Origin of the sequence: Methylobacterium sp. FF17 (genome assembly GCF_025813715.1) — a bacterium.
In the GTDB taxonomy this organism is placed as follows: domain Bacteria; phylum Pseudomonadota; class Alphaproteobacteria; order Rhizobiales; family Beijerinckiaceae; genus Methylobacterium; species Methylobacterium flocculans.
Genome location: NZ_CP107532.1, coordinates 67,731 through 84,635, shown reverse-complemented (window position 1 = coordinate 84,635; position 16,905 = coordinate 67,731). Strand labels below are relative to the sequence as shown.

The 16,905-nt window shown below is 70.5% G+C and carries 14 protein-coding genes; 6 read left to right on the top strand and 8 right to left on the bottom strand.

What is annotated here, in order from left to right:
* Positions 1-162 precede the first annotated feature (162 nt).
* Positions 163-339: a hypothetical protein gene (locus tag OF380_RS00400; RefSeq protein ID WP_264048818.1), complete on the top strand. Its 177-nt coding sequence runs from the start codon at positions 163-165 to the stop codon at positions 337-339.
* A gap of 25 nt (positions 340-364) precedes the next feature.
* On the opposite strand, the gene OF380_RS00395 is transcribed toward OF380_RS00400, so the two are convergent.
* The 8 genes from OF380_RS00395 to OF380_RS00360 all read right to left on the bottom strand — a co-directional run bounded on the left by OF380_RS00395 (position 365) and on the right by OF380_RS00360 (position 8,660).
* Positions 365-1,930, bottom strand: a complete 1,566-nt coding sequence (locus OF380_RS00395) for a c-type cytochrome (RefSeq protein ID WP_264048817.1) — start codon at positions 1,928-1,930, stop codon at positions 365-367.
* 43 nt (positions 1,931-1,973) lie between these two features.
* A complete protein-coding gene (locus OF380_RS00390; protein ID WP_264048816.1) occupies positions 1,974-2,246 on the bottom strand; it encodes a hypothetical protein in 273 nt (90 codons plus the stop codon).
* Between the two features lie 3 nt (positions 2,247-2,249).
* Positions 2,250-2,732, bottom strand: coding sequence for a TspO/MBR family protein (locus OF380_RS00385; RefSeq protein WP_264048814.1), 483 nt, complete (start codon positions 2,730-2,732; stop codon positions 2,250-2,252).
* An 8-nt stretch (positions 2,733-2,740) separates the two neighbouring features.
* Entirely contained in the window at positions 2,741-3,937 is a 1,197-nt protein-coding gene (locus tag OF380_RS00380) for a geranylgeranyl diphosphate reductase (protein ID WP_264048812.1), read from the bottom strand.
* Between the two features lie 22 nt (positions 3,938-3,959).
* The gene (locus OF380_RS00375; RefSeq protein WP_264048811.1) at positions 3,960-5,300 is read right to left on the bottom strand and encodes a BCD family MFS transporter; all 1,341 of its coding nucleotides are present in this window, start codon (positions 5,298-5,300) and stop codon (positions 3,960-3,962) included.
* The gene (gene chlG / locus OF380_RS00370) at positions 5,300-6,184 is read right to left on the bottom strand and encodes a chlorophyll synthase ChlG (RefSeq protein ID WP_264048810.1); all 885 of its coding nucleotides are present in this window, start codon (positions 6,182-6,184) and stop codon (positions 5,300-5,302) included. The genes OF380_RS00375 and chlG overlap by 1 nt, the downstream gene beginning before the upstream one ends.
* A gap of 94 nt (positions 6,185-6,278) precedes the next feature.
* Positions 6,279-7,718, bottom strand: coding sequence for a transcriptional regulator PpsR (ppsR, locus tag OF380_RS00365; protein ID WP_264048809.1), 1,440 nt, complete (start codon positions 7,716-7,718; stop codon positions 6,279-6,281).
* A gap of 87 nt (positions 7,719-7,805) precedes the next feature.
* Entirely contained in the window at positions 7,806-8,660 is an 855-nt protein-coding gene (locus tag OF380_RS00360; RefSeq protein WP_264048807.1) for a cobalamin B12-binding domain-containing protein, read from the bottom strand.
* 338 nt (positions 8,661-8,998) lie between these two features.
* Between OF380_RS00360 and bchF the strand changes: the two genes are divergently transcribed.
* From bchF to bchL, 5 genes are read left to right on the top strand one after another with little or no spacing between them, the layout of a single operon-like run.
* Positions 8,999-9,502, top strand: a complete 504-nt coding sequence (gene bchF / locus OF380_RS00355; protein WP_264048806.1) for a 2-vinyl bacteriochlorophyllide hydratase — start codon at positions 8,999-9,001, stop codon at positions 9,500-9,502.
* On the top strand, positions 9,499-10,776 hold the full coding sequence (locus OF380_RS00350; protein ID WP_264048805.1) for a ferredoxin:protochlorophyllide reductase (ATP-dependent) subunit N: 1,278 nt from the start codon (positions 9,499-9,501) through the stop codon (positions 10,774-10,776). Before bchF ends, OF380_RS00350 begins: the two co-directional genes overlap by 4 nt.
* A gap of 4 nt (positions 10,777-10,780) precedes the next feature.
* Positions 10,781-12,322: a ferredoxin:protochlorophyllide reductase (ATP-dependent) subunit B gene (gene bchB / locus OF380_RS00345; RefSeq protein ID WP_264048804.1), complete on the top strand. Its 1,542-nt coding sequence runs from the start codon at positions 10,781-10,783 to the stop codon at positions 12,320-12,322.
* Positions 12,297-16,007: a magnesium chelatase subunit H gene (locus tag OF380_RS00340; protein WP_264048803.1), complete on the top strand. Its 3,711-nt coding sequence runs from the start codon at positions 12,297-12,299 to the stop codon at positions 16,005-16,007. The genes bchB and OF380_RS00340 overlap by 26 nt, the downstream gene beginning before the upstream one ends.
* Positions 16,004-16,897: a ferredoxin:protochlorophyllide reductase (ATP-dependent) iron-sulfur ATP-binding protein gene (gene bchL / locus OF380_RS00335; RefSeq protein ID WP_056479443.1), complete on the top strand. Its 894-nt coding sequence runs from the start codon at positions 16,004-16,006 to the stop codon at positions 16,895-16,897. Before OF380_RS00340 ends, bchL begins: the two co-directional genes overlap by 4 nt.
* The last annotated feature ends 8 nt before the right edge of the window (positions 16,898-16,905 follow it).

Sequence of the window (16,905 nt, the reverse complement as noted above, 5' to 3'; positions counted from 1 at the left end):
GGCACATCGGAATTATCAAATCCTCATTTTCCCGCCTTCGACCAGCATCGCTGGGCATTCGCATTCCAAATACATCAACGTCCAAATAAATCCTCAAGCTCAAGCTGGAACCTGCATCCTCCGAAACGGCTTCCGACCTGAACCCGGAACTCGGAGACCACCATGCAGGATCAATCCCTGATCTTCGGCCTCGCCCTCGCGACGTTCGCCATCGCCATCGCGGCGCTTCTGGTGATGCGTATCCGCGTCGCCGCCCGCAAGAAGAGCCCGGAGCGATCCGCGTTCGTCGAGACGCATGGGGGTCCGCCCCGCGAGAACCGGCCCGGGACCGAGCACTGACCGGCCGCGCGGCCGCCCCGGCCCCTTACGGCCTCCGGGCGGGCGTGCCGGCGGAGGCTCGGATCTCGGGGTTCTTGAGCTGGCTGTAGACGATGCTCGAGAAGCTACCGATCACCGTGTGCCAGCCGGCCTTCTCGTAGGCCGGCTCGTCGCGCGCCGCCTGACAGAAGGCGGTGGTCAGGCCGTTGACCACATCGTCCCCCTTGGCGTCCGGCACCGCCGCGCGGATCGGGGGCAGGAGGGCATCGATCACCGCGATGAAGTTCTCCTGCGACAAGCCCTTGAGGCGCTGCGCGCTGCCCGCATCGGCGATCGCCTTCGCGATCTCGGGCTGGGCGATCTCGGCGCAGGGCGCGGTTCCGGCCATCATCGTCTCGGTCGTGGTCCGCGCCGTGGCGACGACGCCGCCCTCCGAGATCACCGGGGCGGCATTGCCCCAGGCGTTGCGGACGTAGTCCGTGACGTCGGCGACCTCCCGGTCGGTCATGCCGGCGCCGATCGCAGGCATCGGAGCGTAGCCGTTCTGGGCGGCGAGCCCGCCCAGGATGACGCGGATCACCGTCTCCGGGCCCTTCGCCTGGACCGAACTGTTGCCGGCCAGCGCCGGAATCGCCCCCTCGACGCCCTTGCCGTCCGGCTTGTGGCAGGAGGAGCAGTAGCTGAGATAGGTGCCGGCCCCCGGGGCACCGGCCGCGTTGAACGCCTGCAGATCCTTGACCTTGTAGCTCTCCTTGGCCTTCTGCGTGCGCAGGTAGGCCACCATCGCCTTCAGGTCGGCCTCGGTCATCTTGGAGAGGGATTCCTCGATGGTCTGGCGCATCGGCCCGGCGGCGACGCCGGGCAGGGTGCCGGGCGCGGTCCCGGTCTTGAGATAGGTCACGACCTGGTCGTCGCTCCAGGCTCCGATGCCGCTGTGGTCGTCGGGGGTGATGTTGGGCGCGTACCAACCGTCGATGACGCCGCCGCCGAGCTTACCCGCCAGGCCGCTGTTGCCGACGATCTTGTTGGCGTTGTGACACATGCCGCAATGGCCGAGCCCCTCCACGAGGTAGCCCCCGCGATTGACCGCGGCGCTCGCCTCCAGGTCCGGCTTGAACTCGCCCGCCGTGAAGAAGGCGGTGCGCCAGGTGATGAGCGCAGTGCGGATATTGAAGGGAAACGGGATCTCGGAGGGCTGACGCGGCTCGCGCACGGCCGGCAGCGATTGCAGGTAGGCGAAGATCGCATCCGCATCCGCGCGGGTCACCTTGGTGTACCAGGCGAAGGGGAAGGCCGGGTAGAGGTAGGAGCCATCCTTGGTGATGCCGTCGTGGAAGGCCCGGTAGAAATCGTCGGCGCTCCAGTCGCCGAGCCCCGTCTCCTTGTCGGGGGTGAGGTTGGGGGTCCGGATCTTTCCGATCGGTGTGTTGAGCACGTAGTTGCCCGCGAAGGGCTTGCCGCCCGGGGCCGTGTGGCAGGCGACGCAATCGCCGGCCGTGGTGAGATACGCGCCGCGCCGGATCAGGTCCGCGTCCTGCGCGAGGGCGGGGCCGACCGCGAGCGCCAGGCTGAACCCGGCCCCCAGGGGAAGCGTGGTGCGGCGATTCCTCATGACAGCTCTCCGGATGGGGCGGGGATCGTCAGGCTCGGGATCGTCAGGGACGCGGGTTCAGGCGAGGAGCGCCGAGGCGCAGCACCATCTCGGTGCCGTGCGCGAGGCCGGAGACCGCGAGGCAGGCGGCGACGAGGGTCCAGTGCGCGCCCGTCAGCGCCGCGCGCACGGCCAGCATCAGGGCGGCGCCGGAGGTCAGGTTGCACAGGATCGGCCAGCCTCCGCGTCGGGCCCACAGCATCAGGCCGAGCCCCTCGATCGCGACGAGGATCAGGATGGCGTCGACGATGCGTCCGCTTGCGAACAGGTCCGCCATCGCTCAGGCCCTCCGGAACGGGCCGTTGAGCCGGACGATCGCTCGGTTCAGCAGGGCCGCGACCGCGACCCAGGCGAGATAGGGCAGGAGCAGGAGCGCGGCGCCGCTCGAAACCCGCGCGGTGACGAGGATCAGCGCCGCGATCGACAGCCAGAGGAACACGACCTCGAAGAGGGCCCAGTCCGGCCGCCTCAGGCGGAAGAACAGCCCGCTCCAGGCGATGTTGAGCACGGCGTTGACCACGTAGGCACCGACCAGGGCGGCGCGGGCGGACGCGCTCGCATCGGCGTTCCAGGCCAGCACCGCCGAGATCGCCGTCAGGGTGAAGATCGTGGTCCAGACTGGGCCGAAGGCCCAGTCCGGCGGCTTCCAGGCGGGGCGCCGCAGGGCGTGATACCAGGGGCCGGTGGTGGTCAGCAGGCCGCCGGCCAGGGCCACGAGCAAGGCCGCGCCGGCCGCCACCAGGGTCGGCCCCCAATCGTCCATGGCCCCCGTCACGGCGAGACCCAGCTGAAGAGGTGGGCGAGGTCCTTGAAGAAGATGCGGGCATGGGCGACCGGTTTGGCCCGGGCCAGCTCCTTGTTCATGTAGGAATCCCAGGTCAGCTGCTGCACGTCGCGGTCGCGGCAGATCGCGACGAAGCGCTCGCGCAGGGCATCGTTGCGGTACCAGACCCCCTGCATGATCCGCAGGATGAGGAAGATCCGCCCGTGCAGGCGCATGAAGCGGCGCCGGGCGAGGCCGAGGGCCCGGGCTTGGCCCGTCGCGAGGAACGCGCCCGCCGCTTCGGCGGCGAGACGGCCACCCAGCATCGCGTAGTAGATGCCTTCGCCGGAGGCGGGGGCGACGATGCCGGCGGCGTCCCCGGTGAGGAGCACGTCGCGGCCGTTGTCCCAGCGGCGCAGGGGCTTGAGGGGGAGGGGGGCGCCTTCGCGGCGTACGGTCTCGCCGCCCTCCAGGCCCGTCGCGGTGCGCAAGGTCCGGATCGCACCGCGCAGGGAGAAGCCCTTGCGGGCGCTCCCCGTACCGATGCTCACGGTGTCGCCGTGGGGAAAGACCCAGGCGTAGAAATCCGGCGAGAGCCGGCCCTGGTAATAGACGTCGCAGCGCGTCGCCTCGACGTCGTGGCCGCCCGTCTCAGGCAGACGGACGATCTCGTGATAGGCGAAGACCTGCTTCATGTGCGCGTGGCCGGGGATCTCGGCCCGTCCCACGGGGGAACTCGCCCCGTCCGCCCCGATCACGAGGCGGGTCCGCGCGGCGCGCGGGAAGCCATCCTCCAGGTAATGCACCGTGGTGGCGTCCTCGTCGCGCTCGATGTGCCGGAAGGTCGCCGCCCGCAGCACCGCCCCGGCCTCCGCCGCGCGGGCGCGCAGCCAGGGATCGAAATCGGCCCGGTCGACCATGCCGACGAAGCCGTCGCCGATGGGCATGTCCACCCGCCTGTCCTTGGGCGAGACCATCCGGGCCGAACGGATGCGGGCGACGAGAAGGTGGTCGGGGATTGCGAAGTCGCGGATCAGGCGAGGCGGGATCGCGCCGCCGCAGGGCTTGATCCGGCCGGGCTTGTCGAGGAGCAGGACGCGCCGGCCCGCGCGGGCCAGGTCGGTCGCCGCCGTGGCGCCGGCCGGGCCGCCGCCCACCACCACCACGTCGTAGGTCTCGAGGTCGGTGTCCCTGATGGCCAACATCCCTTCACCTCGTGCCATGACGTTACCTCGCGGTGAGCGTTGCCTCGAAAGCGGATGCGGCGCGGCGGGTCCCGGACCCCCGCGTCGCGGGGGCATGGGCGATGCGCAGCGCCAGGACGGCGGCGAACATGAACAGCACGGCTTCGGCCGCGAACACGCCCGCATAGGCGTCGACGACGCGGGACGTGGCGAGGCGCGCCGCATCGACCGCCACGGTGCCGAGGAAGCCGCCGGCCCCGAAGGCGAGCCCTTGCGCCGCGCCCCAGACCCCCATGCGGGTGCCGCGCTCGGCCTCGCCCCCGGCCCCGGCGAGCGCCATCATCGAGCCGATGGCGGCCACCGCGAAGATGCCGTTGAACAGCCCGAGCGCGAACACCGGCACCCGCAAAGGAAAGTCCGCGCCGAGGAGGCCGGCCCCTGCGATGCCGAGGAGCGCCAGGGCCGAGCCGGCGCAGCCGAGCACCGTCCAGAGCTTGAGCGAGCCGAGGACGGGGCCGCCGATGCCCATGGTCAGCCCGGCCACCATCAGCATCCCGGCAAGCACGCCACCGTGCTGAAGGCCCGCGAGCTTGGTGGTGACGCCCGGCGACATCGCGAAGACGAGGCCTGCGAAGGGCTCCAGGATGAGCTCCTGCCCGCTATAGGCGAGCATCGCCACGAAGATGAAGACCGTGAAGCGGCGCGATTCCGGCTCGGCCCAGACCTGGGCCAGAACCTGCGCGAAGGGGCGCTTCGGCGTCCCGGCCTCGCCCCGGTCCGTCCGGGCCGGCTCCACGCCGCGCACCGCCAGGACGGCGACCGCGAAGGCGATGAGCGAGACGGTGCCGGAGACCGCCATCAGCCGGGCGCCCGAGAACGGATCGAGGAAATGCCCGGCCAGCGGCGCGGTGATCGCGAAGCCCGCGATCATCATCACCCAGACGATGGTGGCGGCCGCGCCCCGCCGCTGCGCCGCGACGCCGGTGGCGAGGAGGACGAGGAGCGAGGTGCCGGCGGCTCCCGCGCCCATCCCCACCGTGAGGAAGGCGAGCACCGCGAGGGCGAGGCCGGCGGCCGGATGCGTCTCGGCGAGCGCCGTGGCGACGGCCGCCCCGAAGCCGCCGAGCGCCAGGGCCGCCATGCCGCCGACGATCCAAGGCGTGCGCCGGCCGGTCCGGTCCGAGCCGTAGCCCCAGCGCGGGCGCAGGACCTGCACGGCGTAGTGCAGGGCGACGAGGCCACCGGGCACGATGGCGGGCAGCGCCAGTTCCACCACCATCACGCGGTTGATGGTGGAGGTCATCAGGACCACCACGGCGCCCAGCGCCGTCTGCACGAGGCCGAGGCGGACGATGGAAGCCCAGCCGAAGGGAGCGGCGGCCATCACGGGGCTCCCATCGCGAGGGGCCGCAGGGCGAAGGCCGCCACCAGCATGCCGAGCACGTAGAGCGTGGTCCCGGTCCCGTTGTACCAGGCCGCCCGCGCACGGGGCGCGGCGAGCAGCCGGCCCATCAGCACGAACTGCCCGAGGAGAAGGGCGCCGATGAGCGCGCCGTGCCAGGGCCGCTGCCAGGCGAACAGCGCGAGAATCACCGCAAGTTGGGGCACCGCCATGACGAGGCAGGCGAGGCGCGCGGCGCCCAGCGTCCCGAGTTGCACGGGCAGGGAGCGGATGCCGGTGCGCCGGTCCCCCTCCACGGATTTGAAGTCGTTGAGGGTCATGATGCCGTGGGCGCCGATGGAATAGAGCAGGGCGACGAGGAGCACGCGCCCGTCCGGCACCGCCGCCGCCATCACCGCCGCCCCGGTGAACCAGGGCAGGCCCTCGTAGCAGAGGGCGACCGCCGAGTTGCCCCACCAGCCGTTGCGCTTCAGGCGCAGGGGAGGCGCGCTGTAGATCCAGGCCAGCACGAGGCCGACCAGGGCGGCCCCGAGGATCCAGGGCCCGAGGGCCGCCGCGACCAGGAGGGAGAGGCCGGTCCAGCCCGCGGCGACGTAGAGGCCCCAGCGGCCCGGCATGCGTCCTGAGGGGATCGGCCGGTGCGGCTCGTTGATCGCGTCGACGTGGCGGTCGTACCAGTCGTTCACCGCCTGCGAGGTGGCGCAGACCAGGGGACCGGCCAGGATGACCCCGGCGGCGATCACCGGCCACTGCCCGCTCGGCGAGGCCCCCGACGAGATCACCCCGCAGGCGAAGGCCCACATCGGTGCAAACCATGTGATCGGCTTCAGGAGTTCGACAAGGGCGCTGGGTGCAGGCGTTGCCATGACCGCGACGCTAAAGATGAACAACACCGAGTGTCAAGTTTGATTTACACGTATGCCGTAGGGCAACGGCGATGCAGCAGCTCCCGACTGTCCGTCAGCTCAGGTCGTCAGGGGCATCGAGGTCGCCGATGCCGTAGCGGCGCATCTTGGCGTAAAGGCCCTGGCGGCTGAGGCCGAGCATCTCCGCCGCCGAGGCGCGGTTGTCGCGGGTGATGCGGAGCGCCGCCTCGATGCAGAGGCGCTCGATCAGGTCCGTCGATTCACGCACCAGGGTCTTCATCGAGACGCGGCCGACGAGTTCCGTCATCTGCTCGACGGAGCGCGGCAGCTCCCGTCCGCCCGTCACCGTGGCGGCCCGGCGCGGGGTCGCGCGCAGGGTGAAGCCGAGGCAGGGCTGGCTTCCTCCCGTCACCGAGACGGCGGCGACCTCCACCTCCTCCAGGGTGCCGTAGGTTCCCCGGACATGGGTCGGGAAGTGGCGCACGGAGCCGTGCAGCGCCAGCGTGGCGAACAGGGCGCCCGCCTCGCTTTCCTCCCGGCCGAGCCAACGCTCGAGGGGCTGGCCGCGCACCTGCTCCTCCGTCGCGAGCTGGACGAGGTCGAGGAAGGCGGCGTTGGCGGTAAGGATGCGCCGGCCCGGATCGGTGACGACGAAGCCCTCTGGCAGGCTGCGGAGAACGTCGAGGGCATTGGCGCTCGTGGAGCCGGGCTCCGCATTCCGCGTCTCGCCGGGGGCGAGGCGCAGGAGCACGCTGGTGGCGTTCTCCTGGCGGAACAGCGAGGCCGCGACCCGGACACCGCCGCGCCCCTGTCCGAGCTTCGCTTCGAGGTCCGCCGCTTGCCCGGTGGCGCGCAGGCCGGCGAAGAGCGCTTCGAGGTCGCGCAGGCTGCCGGCGTCGAAGAGGTCGACGGCATCGTGCCCGACGATGCGCTTGTCCGCCCGGCCGATGAGGCGCGCGGCGGCGGGATTGACCTCGGTGACCCGGCGGGTGCCGGCATCCACCACCAGGACCGGCTCGGAGCCGAGTTGAAAGAGGAGGCGGTAGCGCGTCTCGGCGCCGCGCATGCGCAGGTAGTCGCGCTCCAGGGCCTGCTGAGTCTCCACCAGCGTCCGCTGAAGCGACGCCATGGCGCGCAGGTTGCGCCCGAGCACCAGAACCTGCCCGTCCTTGGCGAGCCGCATGGCGGCGTAGCGCACGGGCAGGTCCGTGCCGGTGGGCGAGATGTGGTTGACCTGGCGCCAGCGCGTCACGGCCCCGGGGGCGGCGTCCTTCAGGAGGGCGGCGATCTTCGGCCGGCTCTCCACCGTGACCGTGTCGACCCAGGGACGCCCGAGCCAAGTCTCGCAGCCCTCGCCCTCCAGGTCCGCGTTGCCGAAGGTGGCGTCGCGAATCACGCCGTCGGCATCGATCACCAGGGAGAGGTCCGTGGCGGCGGCCACCAACAGCCCCGCCGCCTGCGCGTCGAGGGGATCGAGGGAGTGTTGAAGCGCCGCGAGCGCCTGACTCGCGGCAGGAAGCGCCAAGCTGGTCACAGGTCACCACGTCGTGATGAGGTCGGGCGGGAGTGTCCGAACGGACGAGCCTTTTTCGTGAGGCGAACCTTTCGAGCGGATCGTCTTTCAGCAGGGTCGGGCCGGCAGATCAAGGAGACTTTCCGCGATATTGAGCGCCTGATGGGCATTGCCGGTGCCGGCATCGGCTCCGACTCGGCCCACGGCGGTGGGATCGGCCGTAAAGGCCGGGCCGCCCACGATGACACGGATCGTGGGATTGCGCGAATGCCGCCTGATCGCAGCAATGATCTCGGCCATCCGGGACAGCAGGACCTCGCAGGCGAGCGAGAGACCGACGACGTCGAACCCGCCGTCGCGAACGCGCGCGAAGAGTTCGTTCTCCGTCTGCGCCGCCATGCAGGTCACGTCCCAGCCGGCATCCCGGAAGAAGCGCTCCACGATGGTGAGTCCGAAGCTGTGGGACTCGCCCGGACAGGGCAGGAGCAGGATGCGCCGGCCCTCGCGCGGACAGGCCGGCTCGGCGCCGAAGCGCCGGTTGATCTCGCGCAGCAGGCGCTGCAGGCGTCCCATGGCCCGGGTCACCTCGACGAAGTCGCAGAGGTCCTCTTCCCAAAGAGTACCGAGATGGCGCGCGGTCGGAGCCAGCAGGTCGAGGAGGAGGCTGTCGGGCGACAGGCCGCTCGCCAGGATGCCGGTCAGGCGGGCATCGAGGTCGTCCCCGGCCGGCTCCAGCATCAGGCTCGCGAAGGCCGCGACCTGTTCAGGGCTCGGCAGTATGTTGCAGGCTGGCGGGGAGACTTCGGCCCGGTGGGCGAGCATGAGGCGCGGAATGATCTCGGCCTCGACGACCCGGGCCAGATCGTCCTGCAGGCGCAGGCTCCGGCTGAATTCCGCGATCTGCGCACCGATCCCGAACTCTCGAAGATCGATGACGTCCCGATGGGGTGATTCGTAGCGCAAGCAATCACCGAACGACCTCACATCATCCATTGGTCCCTCTCCAATGTCGCTGACGGCGGGGTGAGCGGTTCGATCTTGCCTGTCGAATTCCGGACGGTTCTGAGCTTCGTCTGAGACATTTGGCGTGCCGGGAAAACGGCATCGCCGACGTTGAAAACAAGCGGCACGATACGCCCGAAAATTGTCAGATCAATGCCATCCCTGTAACTATTCTGCATTAAGTTCGTAAATGTGTTTTGACGTAAAGCGTGCTTGACACTTTTCGAGGGTGTTCCTAATCTCCCTTCAACGAGCCCACCCGACCCGGTCGGAACGGCGCACAGGAGGGGGCGGACCGCATGATCCGGAGAACGGACAGGCCCAGGCGACCGCTCTACGACACCGCCGAGCGTGCGCGTCGCGACGCTTCCCCCTGGACCCTGGTGCAGGGCGTCCTGGCCCCGCTGCAATTCCTTGTCTTCGCCATCAGCCTCGGCCTCGTGCTGCGCACCCTGGCGACCGGGGAGGGCGCCGGAGCCGCCAACGCATCGGTCGTTGCCAAGACCCTGGTGCTCTACGCGATCATGGTCACGGGCTCGGTTTGGGAGAAGGCGGTCTTCGGGCGCTACCTGTTCGCCCCGGCCTTCTACTGGGAGGACATGGTCAGCATGCTGGTGCTGGCCCTGCACAGCGCCTACCTCGCCGCCCTGGCTACCGGTGCCCTCGATACGACCGGCCTGATGGTGCTGGCGCTGGCGGCCTACGCGACCTACGCGGTCAACGCGGCGCAGTTCGTCCTCAAGCTCCGCACCGCACGCCTCCAGGCGGCCCCCGCCGGCCTCGTCGCGGAGGCCGCGCGATGAACGCCCACGCGCCGCTTCCGACCCTGGAGACGGGCTGCGATATCCGCCAGGAGCGGGGGCAGCGCGCGGTGTTCTGCGGGCTCACCGGCATCGTCTGGCTCCACCGCAAGATCCAGGACGCCTTCTTCCTCGTGGTCGGGTCGCGGACCTGCGCGCACCTGATCCAATCGGCCGCCGGCGTGATGATCTTCGCCGAGCCGCGCTTCGCCACCGCCATCCTCGACGAGCGCGATCTCGCCGGTCTCGCCGACGCCAACGAGGAACTCGACCGGGTGGTGCAGCGCCTCATCGCCCGACGCCCCGACATCCGCCTGCTCTTCCTCGTGGGCTCCTGCCCCTCGGAGGTGATCAAGCTCGATCTCTCGCGCGCCGCGCAGCGCCTCTCCACGACCCTCCATCCGGCCGTGCGGGTGCTGAATTATTCCGGCAGCGGCATCGAGACGACCTTCACGCAAGGGGAGGATGCCTGCCTCGCCGCCCTGGTACCGGAGATGCCCCGCGCGCCGGTCGACGCGGCGCCAGCGCTCCTCGTGGTCGGCGCGCTCGCCGACGTGGTCGAGGATCAGTTCGCCCGCATCTTCGCGCAACTCGGGCTCGACGACGTGTCGTTCCTACCCGCGCGCCGGGCCGGGGACCTGCCGGCACTCGGCGAGAACACCCGCTATCTCCTCGCCCAGCCCTTCCTCGGCGATACTGCGCGGGCCCTGGAGGCGCGGGGCGCCACGCGCTTGACCGCACCGTTCCCCCTCGGCTCCGAAGGCACCACGGCCTGGCTCCGGGCCGCCGCGACGGCGTTCGGGGTCGCGCGCGAGCGCTTCGACCGCGTCACGGCGCCGGGGCGTGGGCGCGCCGCCACGGCGCTCGCCCCCTTCCGGCAGCGGCTGGAGGGCAAGCGGGTGTTCTTCTTCCCCGATTCGCAACTCGAACTGCCGCTCGCCCGCTTCCTGTCGCGGGAGATGGGCGCCGCGCTGGTCGAGGTCGGCACACCCTATCTGCACCGCCAGCACCATGCGGCCGAACTGGCGCAGCTTCCCGCCGGCACGCGGGTCGTGGAGGGCCAGGACCTCGATGCGCAGATGGACCGCTGCCGGACGGCCCGCCCCGACCTGACGGTCTGCGGCCTCGGCCTCGCCAACCCGCTGGAGGCCGAGGGCCTGGCCACCAAGTGGTCCATCGAGCTGCTGTTCACCCCGATCCAGGGCTACGACCAGGCCGGCGATCTGGCCGAACTCTTCGCACGGCCGCTGACGCGCCGCGCCCGGCTGGAGGTGTAGCGCCATGCAGCTCACCCTCTGGACCTACGAGGGCCCACCCCATATCGGCGCGATGCGCGTCGCCACCGCCATGCGGGGCCTGCATTACGTGCTGCACGCGCCCCAGGGCGACACCTACGCGGACCTCCTCTTCACCATGATCGAGCGGCGCGACGCCCGCCCGCCCGTGACCTACACCACCTTCCAGGCCCGCGACCTCGGCGCCGACACCGCCGCACTCTTCCAGAACGCCGTTTCGGAAGCCTATGCGCGCTTTCATCCGCAAGCGATGATCGTCGGCGCCTCCTGCACCGCCGAGCTGATCCAGGACGATCCGGGCGGCCTCGCCCGCGCCCTCGACCTGCCGATCCCGGTCATTCCCCTCGAACTCCCGGCCTACCAGAAGAAGGAGAACTGGGGCGCCTCGGAGACCCTCTACCGCCTCGTCCGGGCCCTGGCCGGCGGCACGGCCACGCCTCGCGCAGGGCGCCGCCCGCTCTGCAACATCCTCGGCCCGACGGCCCTCGGCTTTCGCCACCGCGACGATCTCGTGGAGATCACGCGGATCCTCGCAGCACTCGGCATCGACGTGAACGTGGTGGCGCCCCTCGGCGCGGCGCCCGCCGATCTGGGGCGCCTCGGCGCGGCCGACTTCAACGTCGTGCTCTATCCTGAGATCGCCCGCGCCGCCGGCCTGCACCTGCAGAAGGCGTTCGGCCAGCCGATGGTCGAGACCGTGCCGATCGGCGTCCAGGCCACGATCCGATTCGTCGAGGAGGTCGCGGCCCTGGCGCAGGTCGATCCGGCCCCCGTTCTCGCCGGCGCGCCCTCGCGCCTGCCCTGGTATTCGCGCTCGGTCGATTCGACCTATCTCACGGACAAGCGGGTCTTTATCTTCGGCGACGCCACCCATGCGCTCGCCGCCGCTCGCATCGCTTCCACCGAACTCGGCTTCCGGGTGGTGGGTCTCGGCACCTACACCCGTGAATTCGCCCGCGAGGTCCGGGCCGAGGCCGCGCTCCACGGCATCGAGGCCACGATCACCGACGATTACCTCGACGTCGAGGCGGCGATCCAGGCGGCGGCGCCCGAACTCGTGCTCGGCACCCAGATGGAGCGCCACATCGCCAAGCGCTTGGGCCTGCCCTGCGCGGTGATCTCGGCGCCGGTCCACGTCCAGGATTTCCCCGCGCGCTACGCGCCGCAGATGGGGTTTGAGGGCGCCAACGTCCTCTTCGACACCTGGGTCCACCCCCTGATGATGGGGCTGGAGGAGCACCTGCTCGGCATGTTCCGCGAGGATGCCGAGTTCCACGGCGCAGCCGCACCCTCCCACCTGCCGCGGCACGCGGTCGAGGCAGCGGCGGTCGCCGTCGAGGCGGTCCCTTCACCGGCCGAACCGATCCTCCTGACCTGGGCGAGCGATGCCGAGAAGGAACTGAAGAAGATCCCGTTCTTCGTGCGGGGCAAGGCCCGCGCGAACACCGAGCGCTTCGCGCGGGACCGCGCCCTGCCGCTCATCACCGTCGAGACCTTATACGATGCCAAAGCGCATTTCGGTCGCTGAGCGCCCGGCGCTCCGGGTCGTCCTCGTGACGATGGACAATCACGTGGCGAGCGCGCTCGAGCGCGCCCGCCAGCGCCTCACCCGCGACCTGCCGGGCCTCGCCCTCGACTTTCACGCGGCCGCCGCCTGGGACACCGACCCTGCCGCCCTCGACGCCTGCAAGGCCGACATCGCCCGCGCCGACATCGTGATCTCGACCATGCTGTTCATGGACGAGCACGTGCGGGCGATCCTGCCGGCGCTGCTGGCCCGGCGTCCCCATTGTGACGCGATGATCGGCTGCCTCTCTGCGTCCGAGGTTGTGAAAACGACGCGCCTCGACCGATTCGACATGGACGGCACCAAGCGCGGCGCCCTCGATTTTCTCAAGAAGCTGCGCGGCAAGCCCGGCGCACAGGGCAACGGCGCCCGCCAGATGGCGATGATCCGCCGGCTGCCCAAGATCCTGCGCTTCATCCCGGGCTCGGCTCAGGACGTGCGGGCCTACTTCCTGACCCTGCAATACTGGCTCTCGGGCTCCGACGAGAACATCGCCAACCTCGTGCGCTTCCTCGTCGGCCGCTACGCCGCCGGCCCGCGCGAGGGCTGGCGCCGGATCGCGGCTGCGCCGGCCCCCTTGAGCTATCCCGAGACCGGCCTCTACCATCCGCGCATGGCCGGCCGGATCGGCGAGGACGCCGCGAAGGTGCCGGCCCCCGCCGGACCGGTGAAGGGTCGCGTCGGCCTCCTCGTCATGCGCTCCTACGTGCTGGCCGGGAACACCGCCCATTACGACGGCGTCATCGCGGCCCTGGAGGCACGAGGCCTCGCCGTCGTCCCCGCCTTCGCCAGCGGCCTCGACAACCGCCCTGCCATCGACGCCTTCTTCCGGCGCGACGGGCGGCCCAGCATCGACGCCCTGGTCTCGCTGACCGGCTTCTCCCTGGTCGGCGGTCCGGCCTACAACGACGCCGCGAGCGCGCAGGCGCTGCTCGCAGAGCTCGACGTGCCCTACCTCGCCGCGCACGCCCTGGAGTTCCAGACCCTGGAGCAATGGGAGGCGTCCGACCGGGGCCTCTCGCCGGTCGAGGCCACCATGATGGTGGCGATCCCCGAACTCGACGGCGCCACCGCGCCCATGGTGTTCGGCGGCCGCTCAAGCCGCTCGCTCGGCGCCAGCGCCCGCGACATGGTCGTGCATCCCGAACGCGCCGACATGCTCGCCGCCCGCATCGAGCGCCTCGTGAGCCTGCGGAGGAAGGCGAAGGCCGAGCGCCGGGTCGCGATCGTGCTGTTCGGCTTCCCGCCGAACGCCGGCAGCATCGGCACCGCCGCTTTCCTGTCGGTCTACCACTCGCTCCACAACACGCTGACCGCGCTGAAGGACGAGGGTTACGCTGTGGCGGTGCCGGAGAGCGTCGACGCGTTGCGCGAGGCGGTGCTCGCCGGCAACGCGACCCGGTTCGGCACGCCCGCCAACGTCCATCACCGGATTCCGGCCGACGATCATGTCCGGCGCGAGCGGCATCTGGCCGAGATCGAGGCGCAATGGGGGCCGGCACCAGGGCGCCAGAACAGCAACGGCGCGCAGATCTTCGTGCTCGGCGCCCAGTTCGGGAACGTCTTCGTCGGGGTCCAGCCGGGCTTCGGCTACGAGGGCGACCCGATGCGGCTGCTGTTCGAGCGCGGTTTCGCCCCGACCCACGCTTTCTCGGCCTTCTATCGCTACCTGCGCGAGGATTTCCGCGCCGACGCGGTCCTGCATTTCGGCACCCACGGGGCGCTGGAATTCATGCCTGGCAAGCAGACCGGCCTCTCCGGTGATTGCTGGCCCGAGCGCCTGATCGGCGCCCTGCCGCACGTCTACCTCTACGCCGCCAACAATCCCTCCGAAGGTCTGCTCGCCAAGCGCCGCTCCGCCGCCACCCTGGTCAGCTACCTGACCCCGAGCTTGGCCCAGGCCGGCCTCTATCGCGGGCTGATCGACCTCAAGGCCTCCATCGAGCGCTGGCGTGCCCTGGAGCCCGCCGCCGTGGCCGAGCGCCGCGACCTCGCCGAACTGATCCAAGCCCAGGGAGCCGGCCTCGATCTGGTACCCGCCGAGCCCGCCTGGAGCGCCGATCTCGCCGGCCAGGTCCAGCGCCTCGGCGCCGCGCTGCACGAATTGGAGCACAGCCTGATCCCGCACGGCCTGCACGTGGCGGGGCGGGGCACGCCGTCGGAGGAGCGGACCGACATCCTCCTCGCCCTCGCGGAGTCCAGCCACAGCCTCGCACCCGCCCGCGCCGGTATCGAGGCTCTCGTGGGCGGCGCCACCATCGATATCGCCCTGGCCCAGGGCGGAATTGCCCTCACCGATGCGCATCGCGCGGCCTTCGTGGCCCTCCGGGCGACCGATCTCCTGTTGTCCCAGGATCACGAGATCCAGGGCCTGCTCCGGGCGCTGGACGGACGCTTCATCGCGCCCGTCGCCGGCGGCGACCTGCTGCGGAACCCGGACATCCTGCCGACGGGGCGCAACCTGCACGGCTTCGATCCCTACCGGCTGCCCTCCGCCTTCGCGCTCGCCGACGGCGCCCGGCAGGCCGCCCGCCTGCTCGCCCGCTATCGCGACGAAGGTGCGGCGCTGCCCGAGAGCATCGCCCTGGTGCTCTGGGGCACCGACAACCTGAAGAGCGAGGGCGGCCCCATCGCCCAGGCCCTGGCGCTGATCGGCGCAGCCCCGCGCTTCGACGGCTACGGCCGCCTGAGCGGCGCCACCCTGATTCCCCTGGACACCCTCGGGCGCCCGCGCATCGACGTGGTGGTCACGCTCTCGGGCATCTTTCGCGATCTGCTGCCGCTGCAGACGAAGCTCCTGGCGGAGGCCTCCTATCTCGCAGCCACCGCCGACGAGCCATCCGAGTGGAACTTCGTCCGCAAGCACGCCCTGGCCCTCCAGGTCGAGCACGGCATCGATCTCGAGACGGCGGCGCTCCGGGTGTTCTCGAATGCGGAGGGGACCTACGGCGCCAACGTCAACGCGCTGGTGGAATCCGGGCGCTGGCAGGAAGCCGACGAGATCTCCGAAACCTTCGCCCGGCGCAAATCCTTCGCCTATGGCCGCACCGGCGTGCCGAGCGCCCAGCGCGCCCTGATGAGTGCCGTGCTCGCCACCGTCGATCTCGCGTACCAGAACCTCGATTCCGTCGAGGTCGGCGTCACCTCCGTGGACCATTACTTCGACGGCCTCGGCGGCATGGGCCGGGCAGTGGCCAAGGCTCGCGGCGCGGCGGTGCCGATATTCATCAGCGACCAGACCCGGGGCGAGGGCGTGGTGCGCTCGCTCACCGAGCAGGTCTCGCTTGAGACCCGCACCCGGATGCTCAACCCGAAATGGACGGAGGGCATGCTCGGCCACGGCTACGAGGGCGTGCGCCAGATCGAGGCACACCTCACCAACACCCTGGGCTGGTCGGCCACCACCGACGGCGTCGCGCCCTGGGTCTACCAGCGCATCACCGAGACCTACGTCCTCGACCCCGCCATGCGCGAGCGCATGGCGGCCCTCAACCCGACCGCTTCGGCCAAGGTCGCACACCGGCTGATCGAGGCGCACCAGCGCGGCTTCTGGACCCCCGACGCGGCGACGCGCGACGCGCTCGACCGCGCCGAGGAGGAACTCGAGGACCGCGTCGAAGGCATCACCGCAGGGGTCGCCGCATGAACATCGCCATCCGCAATCCCGTCGCCGCACGCCAGCCCGAGGGCAGCGTTCAGGTGGAACTCGACCCAAACCTCAAGATCGGCACCGCCAAGGTGTTCGCGGTCTACGGCAAGGGCGGCATCGGCAAGTCGACGACCTCGTCGAACCTGTCGGTGGCGTTCTCCAAGCTCGGCAAGCGCGTGCTGCAGATCGGCTGCGACCCGAAGCACGATTCCACGTTCACGCTGACGAAGCGTCTCGCCCCCACGGTCATCGATGCCCTGGAGGCCGTGCAGTTCCACTCCGAGGAGCTGCGCATCGAGGATTTCGTGGCCGAGGGCTACAACGGCGTCATGTGCGTCGAGGCCGGCGGCCCCCCGGCCGGGACCGGTTGTGGCGGCTACGTGGTCGGCCAGACCGTGAAGCTCCTCAAGGAGCATCATCTCCTCGAGGACACCGACGTGGTGATCTTCGACGTGCTCGGCGACGTGGTCTGCGGCGGCTTCGCCTCGCCGCTCCAGCACGCCGACCAGGCCCTCATCGTCACCGCCAACGACTTCGACTCGATCTTCGCCATGAACCGGATCGTCGCCGCGATCCACGCCAAGGCGAAGAACTATCCTGTGCGGCTCGGCGGGGTCATCGCCAATCGCTCCGCCAAGACCGACGAGATCGACCGCTTCAACGCCGCCGTCGGTCTGGAGCGCATCGCGCATTTCCCCGACCTCGACGTCGTGCGGCGCTCGCGCCTGAAGAAGTCGACCTTGTTCGAGATGGAGCCGACGCCCGAGTTGGTTGCCGTCACCACCGAGTACATGCGCCTCGCCGCCCATCTCTGGGCCGGCGGCAAGCCGCTGAACGCGATCCCCATGAAGGACCGCGACCTGTTCGAATTCCTCGGCTTCGATTGAGGGCTCCG

What these genes read in the sequence shown, in the direction of transcription:
- OF380_RS00400 (WP_264048818.1), top strand. Translation starts at nt 163, where the DNA reads ATGCAGGATCAATCCCTGATCTTCGGCCTCGCCCTCGCGACGTTCGCC.
- OF380_RS00395 (WP_264048817.1), bottom strand. Translation starts at nt 1,930, where the DNA reads ATGAGGAATCGCCGCACCACGCTTCCCCTGGGGGCCGGGTTCAGCCTG.
- OF380_RS00390 (WP_264048816.1), bottom strand. Translation starts at nt 2,246, where the DNA reads ATGGCGGACCTGTTCGCAAGCGGACGCATCGTCGACGCCATCCTGATC.
- OF380_RS00385 (WP_264048814.1), bottom strand. Translation starts at nt 2,732, where the DNA reads ATGGACGATTGGGGGCCGACCCTGGTGGCGGCCGGCGCGGCCTTGCTC.
- OF380_RS00380 (WP_264048812.1), bottom strand. Translation starts at nt 3,937, where the DNA reads ATGTTGGCCATCAGGGACACCGACCTCGAGACCTACGACGTGGTGGTG.
- OF380_RS00375 (WP_264048811.1), bottom strand. Translation starts at nt 5,300, where the DNA reads ATGGCCGCCGCTCCCTTCGGCTGGGCTTCCATCGTCCGCCTCGGCCTC.
- chlG (WP_264048810.1), bottom strand. Translation starts at nt 6,184, where the DNA reads ATGGCAACGCCTGCACCCAGCGCCCTTGTCGAACTCCTGAAGCCGATC.
- bchF (WP_264048806.1), top strand. Translation starts at nt 8,999, where the DNA reads ATGATCCGGAGAACGGACAGGCCCAGGCGACCGCTCTACGACACCGCC.
- OF380_RS00350 (WP_264048805.1), top strand. Translation starts at nt 9,499, where the DNA reads ATGAACGCCCACGCGCCGCTTCCGACCCTGGAGACGGGCTGCGATATC.
- bchB (WP_264048804.1), top strand. Translation starts at nt 10,781, where the DNA reads ATGCAGCTCACCCTCTGGACCTACGAGGGCCCACCCCATATCGGCGCG.
- OF380_RS00340 (WP_264048803.1), top strand. Translation starts at nt 12,297, where the DNA reads ATGCCAAAGCGCATTTCGGTCGCTGAGCGCCCGGCGCTCCGGGTCGTC.
- bchL (WP_056479443.1), top strand. Translation starts at nt 16,004, where the DNA reads ATGAACATCGCCATCCGCAATCCCGTCGCCGCACGCCAGCCCGAGGGC.